Origin of the sequence: Enterobacter sp. HNDS-6 (genome assembly GCF_039850505.1) — a bacterium.
Taxonomy (GTDB): domain Bacteria; phylum Pseudomonadota; class Gammaproteobacteria; order Enterobacterales; family Enterobacteriaceae; genus Enterobacter; species Enterobacter kobei.
In genome coordinates, this window is sequence record NZ_CP156673.1 from 1,818,441 (window position 1) to 1,834,096 (window position 15,656).

General features: G+C 57.1%; 11 protein-coding genes. 6 read left to right on the plus strand and 5 right to left on the minus strand.

The features are described 5' to 3' along the window. Positions 1–4 precede the first annotated feature (4 nt). Positions 5–1,009 (minus strand): N-acetyl-gamma-glutamyl-phosphate reductase, encoded by a 1,005-nt coding sequence (gene argC / locus ABFI50_RS08525; RefSeq protein WP_023331592.1) that lies wholly within the window; start codon positions 1,007–1,009, stop codon positions 5–7. 88 nt (positions 1,010–1,097) lie between these two features. On the opposite strand from argC, the gene argE reads away from it, so the two are divergent. From argE to ABFI50_RS08550, 5 genes are all read left to right on the plus strand, one after another. Continuing rightward, a complete protein-coding gene (gene argE / locus ABFI50_RS08530; RefSeq protein WP_014885690.1) occupies positions 1,098–2,249 on the plus strand; it encodes an acetylornithine deacetylase in 1,152 nt (383 codons plus the stop codon). A gap of 271 nt (positions 2,250–2,520) precedes the next feature. After that, positions 2,521–5,172 carry a phosphoenolpyruvate carboxylase gene (gene ppc / locus ABFI50_RS08535; protein ID WP_014885691.1) on the plus strand — a complete coding sequence of 884 codons (2,652 nt, stop codon included), beginning with the start codon at positions 2,521–2,523 and terminating at the stop codon, positions 5,170–5,172. A gap of 55 nt (positions 5,173–5,227) precedes the next feature. Further along, on the plus strand, positions 5,228–5,989 hold the full coding sequence (locus ABFI50_RS08540; protein ID WP_045134877.1) for an AraC family transcriptional regulator: 762 nt from the start codon (positions 5,228–5,230) through the stop codon (positions 5,987–5,989). Between the two features lie 128 nt (positions 5,990–6,117). Then, positions 6,118–6,780 carry a fructose-6-phosphate aldolase gene (gene fsa / locus ABFI50_RS08545; RefSeq protein ID WP_032635167.1) on the plus strand — a complete coding sequence of 221 codons (663 nt, stop codon included), beginning with the start codon at positions 6,118–6,120 and terminating at the stop codon, positions 6,778–6,780. 12 nt (positions 6,781–6,792) lie between these two features. After that, positions 6,793–7,896 (plus strand): glycerol dehydrogenase, encoded by a 1,104-nt coding sequence (locus ABFI50_RS08550; RefSeq protein ID WP_248197593.1) that lies wholly within the window; start codon positions 6,793–6,795, stop codon positions 7,894–7,896. Positions 7,897–7,988: 92 nt separating this feature from the next. On the opposite strand, the gene katG is transcribed toward ABFI50_RS08550, so the two are convergent. The 4 genes from katG to metB all read right to left on the minus strand — a co-directional run bounded on the left by katG (position 7,989) and on the right by metB (position 15,026). Further along, entirely contained in the window at positions 7,989–10,169 is a 2,181-nt protein-coding gene (gene katG, locus ABFI50_RS08555) for a catalase/peroxidase HPI (RefSeq protein ID WP_347485840.1), read from the minus strand. A gap of 148 nt (positions 10,170–10,317) precedes the next feature. Further along, positions 10,318–11,205, minus strand: coding sequence for a methylenetetrahydrofolate reductase (gene metF, locus ABFI50_RS08560; RefSeq protein ID WP_014885696.1), 888 nt, complete (start codon positions 11,203–11,205; stop codon positions 10,318–10,320). A gap of 225 nt (positions 11,206–11,430) precedes the next feature. Next, positions 11,431–13,863, minus strand: coding sequence for a bifunctional aspartate kinase/homoserine dehydrogenase II (locus ABFI50_RS08565; RefSeq protein WP_023338878.1), 2,433 nt, complete (start codon positions 13,861–13,863; stop codon positions 11,431–11,433). Between the two features lie 2 nt (positions 13,864–13,865). Further along, positions 13,866–15,026: a cystathionine gamma-synthase gene (gene metB, locus ABFI50_RS08570; RefSeq protein ID WP_021242813.1), complete on the minus strand. Its 1,161-nt coding sequence runs from the start codon at positions 15,024–15,026 to the stop codon at positions 13,866–13,868. A 275-nt stretch (positions 15,027–15,301) separates the two neighbouring features. Here metB and metJ point away from each other — a divergent pair, with 275 nt between their 5' ends. Beyond that, a complete protein-coding gene (gene metJ / locus ABFI50_RS08575; RefSeq protein ID WP_006179183.1) occupies positions 15,302–15,619 on the plus strand; it encodes a met regulon transcriptional regulator MetJ in 318 nt (105 codons plus the stop codon). Positions 15,620–15,656: the final 37 nt, after the last annotated feature.

Below are 15,656 nucleotides of genomic sequence, written 5' to 3' on the forward strand. Positions count from 1 at the left end.
CACCTTAAATAAGAGCCTGCGTTTCAGGGAAGCCGAAACGAATATTTGCACACTGCATTGCCTGTGCGGCAGCGCCTTTGAGTAAGTTATCTTCTGCAGCGACCACAATCAGGTGCTCGCCCTGTACGGCAAAGCCGATGTCGCAGAATGGCAGCCCGACCACGTTTTTCAGCGCCGGCACGCCTTTGTCATACAGACGCACCAGCGGTTTATCCGCATACGCCTGCGTGAAGACCTCGCTCACCTGCTCTTTGGTCACGCCCGGTTTCAGGCGGCAGGTGATGGTTTCAAGGATCCCGCGCGGGAAGCTGCCCAGATGCGGCGTGAAAATGACGTCCGTACCCAGATGCGTCGTGATTTCAGGGTGATGGCGGTGATTAAACACGCCATACGGCTGAAGGCTCACTTCGCAGAAGCTATTAGAGATCGCCGCTTTGCGCCCTGCTCCGCTCACGCCGCTGGTGGCGTTGATCACCGGCCACTGGTTCAGATCCAGCAGACCTGCGTCGATCAGTGGTTTCAGGGAAAGTTGCGCCGCCGTCGGGTAGCAGCCCGGCACGGCAATCAGATCCGCTTCTTTGAGTTTGTCTGTGCTCCACTCCGCCAGGCCGTAAACCGCTTTTTCAAGCAGATCGGGGTGCTGATGGGTGAAACCGTAATATTTTTCGTAGAACGCGCCGTCGTTAACGCGGAACGCGCCGGAGAGATCGAACACCACGCAGCCGGCTGCCAGGAACTGCGGTGCCAGGTCATGACTGACTTCGTGCGCAGTGGCTAAAAACACCACGTCAACGCCGTCGGTGAACTCACTGATGTCAGACATCGGCTGCAGCGGCAGATCGACAATGCCCAAAAGCCACGGATGCAAATCGGAAATTAACTTTCCTGCATCATTGCTTTGCGCTGACACGGTCAAAGCGGTTATGGTCATATGTGGATGGCGATTCACGTAGCTTACAAGCTCTGCGCCCGCATAACCGCTAGCGCCTACAATCAGCGTATTCAACATCGGGTTCCTTTATGCTCAACGTTAATGTATTTTTATTCACATTTATTGCATGAATATTGATACTATCACGACCTAAGGTGTGTCAACAATGAAAATGAACTTACCGCCATTTATCGAGATCTACCGCGCCCTGATTGCCACACCGTCCATCAGTGCAACGGAAGAAGCGCTGGATCAAAGCAATGAGTCTTTAATCAATCTGCTGGCGGGTTGGTTTAGCGATCTTGGGTTTAACGTTGAGGTACAGCCCGTCCCCGGAACCCGTCATAAATTTAACCTGCTGGCCAGCACCGGAACCGGTGCGGGCGGCCTGCTGCTTGCCGGTCATACCGACACCGTGCCGTTTGACGATGGCCGCTGGACCCGCGATCCGTTCACCCTGACCGAGCACGACAACAAACTCTATGGTCTCGGCACCGCCGACATGAAAGGCTTCTTCGCCTTTATCCTCGACGCGCTGCGTGACGTGGACGTGACAAAACTGAAAAAGCCGCTCTACATTCTGGCGACCGCCGACGAAGAGACCAGCATGGCGGGCGCGCGCTACTTCTCTGAAAACACGTCGATTCGCCCGGATTGCGCCATTATCGGCGAGCCGACGTCATTGCAACCGATTCGCGCGCACAAAGGTCATATCTCGACGGCCGTGCGCGTGCTGGGCCAGTCCGGTCATTCCAGCGATCCGGCGCGCGGCGTAAATGCGATTGAGCTGATGCATGACGCCATCGGCCGCATCATGACCCTGCGCGACTCGCTGAAAGAACGTTATCACTATGACGCGTTCACCGTGCCGTATCCGACCCTAAACCTCGGCAGCCTGCACGGCGGCGATGCCTCCAACCGTATCTGCGCCTGCTGCGAACTGCATATGGATATCCGCCCGCTGCCGGGTATGACGCTGAGCGATCTCGACGGCTTGCTGAATGAAGCACTGGCCCCGGTGAGCGAGCGCTGGCCGGGCCGCCTGACGGTCTCCGAACTGCATCCGCCGATCCCGGGTTATGAGTGCCCTCCGGATCATCAGCTGGTTGAAGTGGTGGAAAAACTGCTTGGTGAAAAAACCGACGTGGTGAACTACTGCACCGAAGCGCCGTTCATTCAGACGCTGTGTCCGACGCTGGTCCTTGGCCCTGGCTCCATTAACCAGGCGCACCAGCCGGATGAGTATCTGGAAACCCGCTTCATCAAGCCCACTCGCGAGTTGATTACCCAGGTTGTGCACCACTTCTGCTGGCATTAAAACCGCACCGACTCTAACCCTCTCCCGGTGGGAGAGGGTTAGAGTGAGGGCAACAAATCGCATGATCTCCGTCACATTCCCATAAGCATCTCTTATCTGACGCAATGCGAATTAAATTTCGTAAATTGCCCGCATTTATTCGTTTGCTGAACCGTTTTCGCAGCAATTGACGACGGGGGTTTTACGTGGCTTTATAAAGGGAGATGACAAAATATTGTCCAGCAGATTTTCGCATGGGCATAAACAAAAATGATGGGGTGACTGGGTTTTTATGAACGAACAATATTCCGCGTTGCGTAGTAATGTCAGTATGCTCGGCAAAGTGCTTGGAGATACCATCAAAGATGCGTTGGGGGAAAACATCCTCGAACGCGTTGAAACCATCCGCAAGCTGTCTAAATCTTCCCGTGCCGGTAACGAGGCCAGCCGTCAGGAACTGCTCACCACCTTGCAGAACCTCTCCAACGATGAGCTGCTGCCCGTTGCCCGTGCCTTCAGCCAGTTCCTGAACCTGGCCAACACCGCTGAGCAATACCACAGCATTTCGCCTAATGGCGAAGCTGCCAGCAACCCGGAAGTGATTGCCCGTACGCTGCGTAAACTGAAAGACCAGCCCGATCTCACCGAAGCCACCATCAAAAAAGCGGTGGAGTCTCTCTCGCTGGAGCTGGTTCTGACCGCTCACCCAACCGAGATCACCCGTCGTACCCTGATCCACAAAATGGTGGAAGTGAACAACTGCCTCAAGCAGCTGGATAACAAAGACATCGCCGACTATGAACGCAACCAGCTGATGCGCCGTCTGCGCCAGCTGATTGCTCAGTCCTGGCATACCGACGAAATTCGTAAGCAACGCCCCAGCCCGGTCGACGAAGCCAAATGGGGCTTTGCGGTGGTGGAAAACAGCCTGTGGGAAGGGGTGCCGAACTACCTGCGCGAGCTGAACGAACAGCTGGAAGAGAACCTCGGCTACCGCCTGCCGGTCGACTTTGTGCCGGTACGCTTCACCTCCTGGATGGGCGGCGACCGCGACGGCAACCCGAACGTCACTGCGGAAATCACCCGTCACGTTCTGTTGCTGAGCCGCTGGAAAGCGACCGATTTGTTCCTGAAAGATATTCAGGTGCTGATTTCCGAACTGTCGATGGTCGAAGCGACGCCGGAACTGCGCGCGCTGGCCGGTGAAGAAGGCGCCAGCGAGCCGTACCGTTTCCTGATGAAAAAACTGCGCGGTCAGCTGATGGCGACTCAGGCCTGGCTGGAAGCGCGCCTGAAAGGCCAGCGTCTGCCGAAGCCGGAAGGCCTGCTCAGCCAGAACGAACAGCTTTGGGAACCGCTGTACGCCTGTTATAAATCACTCCAGGCCTGCGGGATGGGCATCATCGCTAACGGCGAACTGCTCGACACTCTGCGCCGCGTGAAATGTTTCGGCGTGCCGCTGGTGCGTATCGACGTTCGTCAGGAAAGTACCCGCCATACCGAAGCGCTGGGTGAACTGACCCGCTATCTCGGCATCGGCGACTATGAAAGCTGGTCCGAAGCCGACAAACAGGCATTCCTGATCCGCGAACTGAACTCCAAGCGCCCTCTGTTGCCGCGCAACTGGGAGCCAAGCAACGAAACCCGCGAGGTGCTCAACACCTGTAAAGCGATCGTGGACGCACCGAAAGGATCGGTGGCCGCCTATGTGATCTCCATGGCGAAGACCCCGTCCGACGTGCTGGCCGTTCATCTGCTTCTGAAAGAAGCGGGCATCGACTATGCCCTGCCGGTGGCGCCGCTGTTTGAAACCCTCGATGACCTGAACAACGCCAACGACGTGATGACCCAGTTGCTGAACATCGACTGGTATCGCGGCTTTATTCAGGGCAAGCAGATGGTGATGATTGGTTATTCCGACTCCGCCAAAGATGCGGGCGTGATGGCGGCATCCTGGGCGCAGTATCAGGCGCAGGATGCACTGATCAAAACTTGCGAGAAAGCCGGTATTGAGCTGACGCTGTTCCACGGACGCGGTGGCTCAATCGGCCGCGGCGGCGCGCCTGCACACGCGGCACTGCTGTCGCAGCCGCCAGGCAGCCTGAAAGGCGGCCTGCGCGTGACCGAGCAAGGTGAGATGATCCGCTTCAAATACGGCCTGCCGGAAGTGACCATCAGCAGTCTGTCGCTTTATACCAGCGCCATTCTGGAAGCAAACCTGCTGCCACCGCCGGAGCCGAAAGCGTCCTGGTGCCATATCATGGACGAACTGTCGGCGATCTCCTGCGATCTGTACCGTGGCTACGTGCGTGAAAACAAAGATTTTGTGCCTTACTTCCGCTCGGCAACACCTGAGCAGGAACTGGGTAAACTGCCGCTGGGCTCGCGTCCGGCGAAGCGTCGCCCGACCGGCGGCGTAGAGTCACTGCGCGCGATTCCATGGATTTTCGCCTGGACGCAGAACCGTTTGATGCTGCCTGCCTGGCTGGGTGCCGGTGCCGCGCTGCAGAAAGTGGTGGAAGACGGTAAACAGAACGAACTGGAAACCATGTGCCGCGACTGGCCATTCTTCTCTACCCGTCTGGGTATGCTGGAGATGGTCTTCTCGAAAGCTGACCTGTGGCTGGCGGAATACTACGATCAGCGTCTGGTTAAGCCTGAGCTGTGGGCGCTGGGTAAAGAGCTGCGCGAACTGCTGGAAGGCGACATCAAAGTGGTGCTGGATATCGCCAACGACTCACACCTGATGGCGGACCTGCCGTGGATCGCCGAGTCTATCCAGCTGCGTAACATCTACACCGACCCGCTGAACGTCCTGCAGGCAGAGCTGCTGCACCGTTCTCGTCTGGCGGAAGAAGAAGGCAAAGAGCCGGATCCTCGCGTTGAGCAGGCGCTGATGGTGACGATTGCGGGCGTTGCGGCGGGTATGCGTAACACGGGCTAATCGGCTATGCCGGGGTGGGCTTGCGCCCACCCGGCAATACCCCGGTATCCATAACATGTTCCACGATATTACGCACATCCTCACGGCTCTGATTAAAGGCGCATTCCCCCTGGATCAAGTGCATTTTGTCACGCCTGCCGAGAATAACCGCACATCACCTTGTCTCTCAGTTATCCTGGAAACCCGCTGCGAAGCATTCTTTTCCGCAACCGGGAACGTCCCGCAGTATTCTTCAAACTCGCTCAGAATAAGCTTCGGCAAACAGCAGCTGACGCTTCAGCTCTACCGGGGCAACGCTCTTATACAACAGCAGCAGATTGCCAGAAGAGGGCCCCGGACGGGCGCGTTTCTCCTGCAAACGCTCAATGAGCTGCAGATGCAGCCAACTGAGCAGGACACGGCCAGGCTGGTGATATTAAGTCTGCTCAGCCACTGCCGCGATCTGCTTGGCAGTGATATCCACACTGATAGCCGCAGCCGCGCATTATTCGAAGCCGTTCGTCGCTTTATTGATGAAAACCATGCCTCGGCGCTGACCCGGGATTCCGTTGCCGGGGCATTTTATATTTCCCCTAACTATCTCTCTCACCTTTTTCAGAAGACCGGGAACGTCGGGTTCAATGAATACCTGACGCAGACCCGTCTGGAACACGCCCGCCAGCTGCTGAAAGGCTATGACCTCAAAATTAAAGATATCGCCGCACGCTGCGGATTTACCGACAGCAACTACTTTTGCCGTCTCTTTCGTAAGCACACCGAGCGCTCCCCTTCCGAATATCGTCGTCAGTATCACAGCCAGCTGATCGCCAAAAAATAGCATTGTGATCGTTCTCTCACTTCACTAAGGACATTACATTTGTCCAGTATTTGGCAAAATTGACCTGTATCCGCCGTACTCTGCCGCGCCTTATCCTTTATTCAACCTTTCTGACTTAAGGAAAAATAATGGAACTGTACCTGGACACCGCCAACGTGGCGGAAGTTGAGCGTCTGGCGCGGGTATTCCCGATCGCGGGTGTGACCACTAACCCGAGCATTATTGCCGCCAGCCGAGAGTCCATCTGGAGCGTGCTGCCGCGCCTGCAAAAAGCCATCGCTCCCCGGGGCACTCTGTTTGCCCAGACCATGAGCCGTGACGCCGGGGGAATGGTGGCAGAAGCCAAACGTCTCAGTAATGCCCTGCCGGATATCGTGGTGAAAATTCCGGTAACGGCAGAAGGACTTGTAGCGATTAAGGCATTGAAAAACGAGGGGATCACTACACTCGGGACGGCCGTATACAGCGCCGCACAGGGTCTGCTGGCTGCGCTGGCGGGCGCGTCGTATGTCGCACCGTATGTGAACCGCGTCGATGCCCAGGGCGGTGATGGTATCCGCATGGTCCAGGAGCTGCAGTCTCTTCTGGAAATGCATGCCCCTGAGAGCAAGGTGCTGGCCGCCAGCTTCAAAACGCCACGTCAGGCGCTGGACTGCCTGCTGGCCGGATGCGACGCAATCACGCTTCCTTTAGATGTAGCGCAACAAATGCTCGGCACGCCGGCGGTAGAGTCAGCCATAGAGAAGTTCGAGCAGGACTGGAAAAACGCGTTTGGTAACCTCAACCTCTAAGGGAGAAATGTTATGGACCGTATCATTCAATCGCCCGGAAAATATATCCAGGGCGCTGATGTGCTTACCCGTCTCGGCGACTACCTGAAACCGCTGGCAACGCGTTGGCTGGTTGTCGGCGATAAATTTGTGCTGGGTTTTGCTGAAGAAACCTTGCGCCAGAGCTTTAAAAACGCAGAGCTGCATGCAGAAATCGCACCGTTTGGTGGCGAATGTTCACAAAATGAAATCGATCGTCTGAAAAAACTGGCCGATAGCGCCGACTGTCTGGCCGTGCTGGGTATCGGCGGCGGGAAGACGCTGGACACCGCCAAAGCGCTGGCACACTTTATGGACGTGCCGGTTGCGATTGCCCCGACCATTGCCTCCACCGATGCACCGTGCAGCGCACTTTCCGTAATCTATACCGACAGCGGCGAGTTCGATCGCTACCTGATGCTGCCGCACAACCCGAACATGGTGATTGTGGATACCAAAGTCGTCGCGCGTGCGCCGGCTCGTCTGCTTGCCGCGGGGATTGGCGATGCGCTGGCGACCTGGTTTGAAGCGCGCGCCTGCTCGCGTAGCGGTGCCACGACGATGGCGGGCGGTAAATGCACGCAGGCGGCACTCGCGCTGGCGGAGCTGTGCTACAACACGCTGCTTGAAGAGGGTGAGAAAGCCATGCTGGCGGCGGAACAGCATGTCGTAACGCCTGCGCTGGAGCGCATTATCGAAGCCAACACCTATCTCAGCGGCGTAGGTTTTGAAAGCGGTGGACTGGCTGCGGCACATGCGATTCACAACGGTATGACGGCGGTGCCGGATGCGCATCACTTCTATCACGGTGAAAAAGTAGCGTTTGGTACGCTGACGCAGCTGGTGCTCGAAAATGCGCCGGTAGAAGAAATAGAGGCCGTCGCGGCGCTTTGCCACAGCGTGGGACTGCCGATCACGCTGGCGCAGCTGAATATTAAAGAGGATATTCCGGCCAAAATGCGTCTGATCGCAGAAGCGTCCTGTGCGGAAGGGGAAACTATTCACAACATGCCGGGCGGAGTAACCCCTGATCAGGTGTATGCGGCGCTGCTGGTGGCTGACCAGTATGGACAGCGGTTCCTGCAGGAGTGGGAGTAATAAAAAAGCCGGGTGGCGCTAACGCTTACCCGGCCTACGAATGACACGCTTTTGTAAGCCGGGTAAGGCGTAGCCGCCACCCGGCACACTGGTTACTTCACGTCAAACCGATCCAAATCCACCACTCTCGCCCAGGCGGCAACAAAATCACGCACAAACTTCTCGTGTGCATCGCTGCTGGCGTAGACTTCAGCCAGCGCGCGCAGGACGGCGTTTGAACCGAACACCAGGTCCGCGCGGGTCGCGGTGTATTTCACTTCGCCACTGGCGCGATCGCTACCGGCAAACAGCTCGTTTGAGTCGTCGGTCGCCTTCCACTGGGTATTCATATCCAGCAGGTTCACGAAGAAGTCATTGCTCAACACGCCCTCACGGTCGGTGAACACGCCATTCTTGCTGCCATCGAAGTTTGCCCCGAGTACGCGCAGACCGCCGACCAAAACCGTCAGTTCGGGTGCGGTCAGCGTCAGCTGCTGCGCTTTATCGATCAGCAGTGATTCGGTGGTTGACGTATCCACCTGCGCACGGTAGTTGCGGAAGCCATCGGCAATCGGCTCGAGCAGGTTAAACATCTCGATATCCGTCTGGTCCTGGCGCGCATCCACGCGGCCCGGCGTAAACGGTACGGTAACGTAAACGCCTGCCGCTTTCGCCGCCTGCTCAACACCTACCACGCCCGCCAGCACGATGATATCGGCTAGGGAGGCTTTATTGGTGGTGCGCTGGATGGCTTCCAGAGCCGGTAATGCACGTACGGCAGCGGCGTTAACATCCCAGTCGCGCTGAGGCGCCAGCGCCAGACGCGCACCGTTGGCGCCGCCACGCTTGTCGCCACCGCGGAAGGTCGACGCAGACGCCCAGGCAACGGAAACCAGCTCACTCACGGAGAGACCCGAGGCAATGATTTCCGCTTTCAGGCTTTCAATGTCTTCTTTCGAAGGATTGAACACCGGCTGAGGCAGCGGATCCTGCCAGATCAGATCTTCTTTCGGCACTTCCGGACCAATGTACCGCGCTTTTGGGCCCATATCGCGGTGAGTCAGTTTGAACCACGCGCGCGCAAAGGCTTCGTTGAAAGCCTGCGGATCGTTCAGGAAGCGGCGAGAAATTTTCTCGAATTCCGGATCAAAACGCAGCGTCAGGTCGGTGACCAGCATCGTTGGTTTGCGTTTTTTCGACGGGTCGAACGGGTCCGGCATAATTTCTGGCGCATCCACGGCTTCAAACTGAATGGCACCTGCCGGGCTGCGGGTCTGGACCCACTCATATTTGAACAGGTTCTCGAAGAAGTAGTTGCTCCACTGGGTCGGAGTTTGTGACCAGATAACTTCCAGACCGGACGTAATGGCATCTGCACCAACGCCTGTACCGTGCGTACTCGCCCAGCCCAGGCCCTGCGCTTCAATCGGTGAGGCTTCAGGGTCGGTGCCCACATGTGTGGCTTCACCTGCGCCATGGGTTTTACCGAGCGTATGACCACCGGCGATCAGCGCCACGGTCTCTTCGTCGTTCATGCCCATATTGCCAAAGGTCGCGCGGATGGCTGCCGCCGCGGACAGTGGTTCACCGCTGGCGTTTGGCCCTTCCGGGTTAACGTAGATCAGGCCCATTTCGGTTGCGGCCAGAGGACGCTTCGCCAGCGCTTCCGGGTCACGGTGGGTCAGCCAGGCTTTTTCATCGCCCCAGTTCACGTCCAGATCCGGTTCCCAGACGTCTTCACGACCGGCACCGAAACCAAAGGTGCGGAAACCGGAGTTTTCCAGCGCCACGTTCCCCGCCAGGATGAACAGGTCAGCCCAGGAAATTTTTTGCCCGTATTTTTGCTTGATGGGCCACAGCAGACGACGCGCTTTATCCAGACTGACGTTATCGGGCCAGGAGTTCAGCGGTGCAAAACGCTGTTGGCCGCGTCCTGCCCCGCCGCGTCCATCAACGGAGCGATAAGTACCCGCGCCGTGCCACGCCATGCGAATAAACAGGCCAGCATAGCTGCCCCAGTCAGCAGGCCACCACGGCTGAGAGTCGGTTAAAAGCGCTTTGAGATCGCCTTTGAGGGCAGAGTAGTCGAGTTTGCTAAATTCTTTGCGGTAGTCGAAGTCTTCACCCAGCGGGTTAGAACGGTTGGAATGTTGGTTAAGAAGGTCAATGCGGAGTTGCTTTGGCCACCAGTCACGGCTGCTTGTACCTGCTCCCGCGCTGTGATCGGCGCCGCCGTGATGGAACGGGCATTTGCCGGCTGATGCTGCGTTATTGGTCTCGTCTGACGTGCTCATCGCTATGCTCCCTTGTACAGTGTTACCGTTACGATATACACCACTAGCAATAAGATATAGTTGAAATAATCCACAGATTCGATAGTTAATACCTTTTAACTATCTGTTTGATTAAAAAGCCCTCATTTTATAAGGGCTTTCTATTTTTTTATGCCGGACGAACGCCCAGGGTGTGACAGATGGCATAGCTCATTTCCGCGCGGTTGAGCGTGTAGAAGTGGAAATCCTTCACCCCTTCGCGGCTTAAGATCTTCACCATGTCCATCGCGATGTTAGCGCCCACCAGCTTGCGGGTCTCCGGGTCATCGTCCAGCCCTTCATACATTTTGGACATCCACAGCGGAATGCGCACGTTGGTCATATCAGCAAATTTCTTCGCCTGTTTGAAGTTAGAGACCGGCAGGATCCCCGGGATAATTTCAACGTCGATGCTCGCGGAAACGCAGCGGTCACGGAAACGCAGGTAGCTCTCCACATCAAAGAAGAACTGCGTAATCGCGCGATTGGCACCCGCATCCACTTTACGCTTCAGGTTGAGCAGGTCCGCCTGGGCGCTTTTCGCTTCCGGATGAACTTCAGGATACGCGGCGACGGAGATATCAAAGTCAGCCACGTCTTTCAGCAACGCGACCAGGTCGGCGGCATACATTTCCGGCTTGCCGCTTCCCGGCGGCAGATCGCCGCGCAGGGCGACAATATGACGGATACCGTTGTTCCAGTAGTCCTGGGCAATGGCACGTAACTCGTCACGGGTGGCGTCGATACAGGTGAGGTGCGGCGCAGCTTCCAGACCGGTACGGTCTTTAATGCCTTTGATGATGCTGTGCGTGCGGTCGCGCTCGCCGGAGTTCGCACCGTAGGTCACGGAGACAAACTTTGGCTTCAGGCTGCTCAGGCGATCGATAGAGCTCCACAGGGTTTGCTCCATTTCACTGGTGCGCGGCGGGAAAAATTCAAAAGAGACGTTAATCTGGCCGTTTACTTCGGCCAGGCTCTGATTCAGTGCTTCCCGCTGGTTGGCGTGAAAAAAGCTCATACCTTACCTCTATCTGTCGCGTGTCATTGTTTGTTGTATTGTGAACTTCTATACGTTTAGACGTCCAGATGTAAAAATGACGGAAAAGCGGAGGGACGTCAACATAAATAATCAACAATAACGGTGAGGTTTGCTCAGGGAAGATGAAGGAAATTCATGATGGGGTGAGCGCGGTCCGATGCCCTCACCCTGGCCCTCTCCCACAGGGAGAGGGAAATGTAGACGTTACAGCAGCTTAGCCAGACGGTTGATGTCGGACTGGATCGCTCCGGCGGTGACATCGCGCCCCGCGCCCGGGCCACGGATCACCAGCGGATTATCGCGGTACCAGCGGCTTTCGATCGCGAAGACATTATCGCACGGCAGCAGCGCCGCCAGCGGATGGTCAGGTCGCACCGCCTCGACGCCGACACGGGCTTTACCGTTGGCCTCAAAACGCGCCACATAGCGCAGCACCAGTCCCATCTCGTTCGCCGCTTCCAGACGCTGCACCATCTGCTCGTTAAGCTCTTCACCATTTTCAAAGAAATGGTCCACAGACCCTTCTTCACAGCCAGCAGGCACCAGGGACTCGACGCGGACGGCATCCGGTTCGATGTCGTAACCCGCTTCGCGCGCCAGAATCACCAGCTTACGCATCACGTCTTTACCGGAGAGGTCAACACGCGGGTCAGGCTCGGTTAAGCCCTGCTGCCATGCCTGATCCACCAGGTCGGTAAACGGTACGGTGCCGTCAAACTGCAGGAACAGCCAGGAGAGCGTGCCGGAGAAGATCCCGCTCAGCGCCAGAATGCTGTCGCCGCTTTCAATCAGGTCACGCACGGTGTGGTTAACCGGCAGGCCCGCCCCAACGGTGGCGTTATACAGCCAGTGGCGGCCTGTTTTTTCAAACGCGTCGTGGATCTGACGGTATTTATCCGTGCTGCTCGCCCCCGCCAGCTTGTTGGCACTGATAACGTGGAAACCGTGGCTGGCGAAATCCAGATACTGATCGGCAAGCTGTTCGCTGGCGGTGACGTCCAGCACCACCAGATCGTCATACGGGTGCGCGCGCATCCACAGGAACAGCGACTCTTCATCCTGCTCGACGGCCTCATCGTTAAAGAAGGCCAGCGCCCGGCTGGCGTCCAGCCCTTCGTAATTCAGCAGGCTGCGGCGGCTGTCCACCACGCCTGCGAGAATGAATTCAAACCCGGTACGTGCCGAAAGCGTCACCTGCTCACGGGCGAACAGCTCCAGCCAGCGGGAACCGATGTTGCCTTTACCAAACAGCACCAGGCCGATGCGTTTTTCCGCGCGGAACAGAGAGGTGTGCAGACCCTGAATCAGGCTTTCGGTTGGCCCTTTACGCAGCACGGCGACCAGGCTGATGCCCTCTTCTGACTGCCAGGTAAATTCAACCGGCTGGCCTTTCAGCTGCTGCCAGAAGCGGTGGCAGTGCAGCGGGTTACGGGTGACGCCCGCCCCCACCATCGCCACCAGCGCCAGCCCCTGACGCAGGCGAAGCTCGCCCGGCAGGCCCGCTTCATCCAGAATCTTCAGGGCGCTGTCCGCCACTTCAGCGGTATAGCAGAACTGCAGCAGCTGGCGGTCGTTATGCACGCCAACGGCCAGCGGACGCACCTGGGCACGCTTTAATACCAGGTCGATATCTTTATGCGCCAGCTTGAAGTCCTGGCCCGCGGGCACCTGGAACTCAATCAGGCAGATGTCATCATGACTGGTGACAATACGCGCCCCGGTACCGGACGCCAGCACGCGCTCGATACGCGTAGAGCCTTGATCCGGGGTATAGCTACAGCGCAGCTGCAAGTCGATATCGCTACCGGACACCGGCTGCAGCGTGCGGGCGTGCAGCACGGGCGCGGCCAGGCGAGCGAGCTCGCTGGCTTCGTCGAGACGCAGCAATGGCAGCAGACAGGCATCTTTCACTTTACGCGGGTCCGCGCTGTAAACGCCGGCCACGTCGCTCCAGATGGTCACGCGGGACACGCCCGCCAGCGCACCGATTTGCGTTGCCGAATAGTCAGAACCGTTACGGCCCAGCAGCACGGTTTCGCCCGCATTGCTGCGGCTGATAAAGCCGGTGACAACAATACGTTTGCCGGGATGCTGCACCAGGAGCTGTTGCAGCAGCGGATAGGATAACCCTTCATCCACCTGCGGCTGTGCGGCGCGTTCGGCGCGGAGGAAATCACGGGCGTCGAGCCAGGCGGCATCCACACCCAGATGTTGCAGCACAGCAGCCATCAGACGTGCAGACCACACTTCACCGTGGCCCACCACTTCGGCATACACCGCGTCGGTGATCCCGCTGTCCAGCAGGGCCGCCAGACGTTCAAGATCGTGCGTAAAAGCGCTGATCAGCCCGTCGGCAACGTCCGCTGGCAGCAGGCCAGCAATCAGTTCGCTCTGATAGCGGCGTAAGGACTGTTGCACCTGATGCGCAGAAAGGCGATCGGTCTGGCTCAGTTTCAGCCAGCTAATCAACTGGTTGGTGGTGCTGCCCGCCGCGGAGACAACCATCATGTCACCCGGCTGTGAATACTCCGTCATGATCCCTGCAACGCGCAGATAACATTTCACATCAGCAAGACTACTACCACCAAACTTGTGCAGCTGACGACCCTTCGCCCCTGCCTGCGCTATCACACTCATGATTACCCCTTGGCTGCGACCCGGAAGCCATTTTCCAGATCGGCAATTAAATCTTCAGAATCTTCAATACCGGTCGAGATACGCAGCAGCGTCTCGGAAATCCCGGCGGCGGCACGTGCTTCCGGTGCCATACCGGCGTGCGTCATGGTTGCGGCGTGGGAGATCAAGCTTTCAACCCCACCTAATGATTCCGCCAGCGTAAACAATGACAGCCCGCTCAGGAAGCGACGCAGCGTTTGCTCGTCACCGTCCAGTTCAAAACTTAACATCGCGCCAAACCCTTTCTGCTGGCGCGCGGCAATCTCGTGCCCCTGGTTTTCCGGCAGCGACGGGTGATAAAGCTTCTTCACCAGCGGCTGGGTTTTCAGGAAATCGACAATGGCCTGGGCATTGCGCTGCGCCACGTCCATACGCGGAGAAAGCGTACGGATGCCGCGCAACAGCAGGTAGCTGTCGAACGCCCCGGCGGTGACGCCAATGTTATTGGCCCACCATGCCAGTTCCGTGACAACGTCGGGATCTTTTGCAATCACCACGCCCGCTACCACGTCAGAGTGGCCGTTCAGATATTTAGTGCATGAATGCAATACCAGATCAGCACCCAGTGCGAGTGGGTTCTGAAGGGCCGGACTGAGGAACGTATTATCCACTACACTTATCGCTCCCGCATCCCTTGCGAGCTGACAAATTTTCGCAATATCGACAACGCGCAACAATGGATTGCTTGGACTTTCCACCAGAACGAGCTTTGGTTTCTCTGCCAGCGCCTGTTTCAGCGCCTGTTCGTCGTTTTGATCGACAAACAGCACGCGATAACAGCCGCGTTTTGCGAGGCTGTCAAACAGACGATAGCTGCCGCCATAGCAGTCGTGCGGTGCCACCAGCAGGTCGCCCGGCTTCAGGAACACGGTCGTCACCAGGTGAATCGCAGACATCCCGGTGTTGGTCAATACGGCCCCTGCGCCCCCTTCCAGCTCGGCCAGCGCACGCTGGGTCACATCACGCGTAGGGTTGCCACGACGCGAGTAGTCGTGCGCGCGGGGTTCATTAAATCCGGTGAAATTGTAGGTACTGGAAAGATGAATCGGCGGGACAACGCAGCCGTACTGCTCGTCATCATTTAATCCGCTACGCACTGCAATAGTGGCCTGTTTACGCGTCATGGTGAGGGCTTCCTGGCGAATGAGGTGAAAAGTCAGGCACCAGAGTAAACATTCAAATTATGGACGTCAATACATCTGGACATCTAAACTTCTTTGCGTATAGATTGAGCAATGCGCAAATAGCCGTTAAAATTATATGCTTTAGTGCACGCTGCAGCGGCAATATCCGTGCCACGGTATCGTCTCTACGGTAAACTACGCAAGATTACGGTTCAAAACGGGCAGTGACCGGTTTGCACCTTTAGATTAATGACTGAGAGGATTAAAGGTATCTCATGGCTGAATGGAGCGGCGAATATATCAGCCCATACGCTGAGCACGGTAAGAAGAGTGAGCAAGTAAAGAAAATTACGGTTTCCATTCCTCTGAAGGTGTTAAAGATCCTCACCGATGAACGTACGCGTCGTCAGGTGAACAACCTGCGTCACGCGACCAATAGCGAACTGCTGTGCGAAGCGTTCCTGCATGCGTTTACCGGTCAACCGTTGCCGAACGATGACGATCTGCGCAAAGAGCGTAGCGACGAAATCCCGGAAGAGGCGAAGGTGATCATGCGTGAACTGGGTATTGACCCGGATACGTGGGAATACTGAGAAGCGGATACAAAAAAGGCACCTTGCGGTGCCTTTT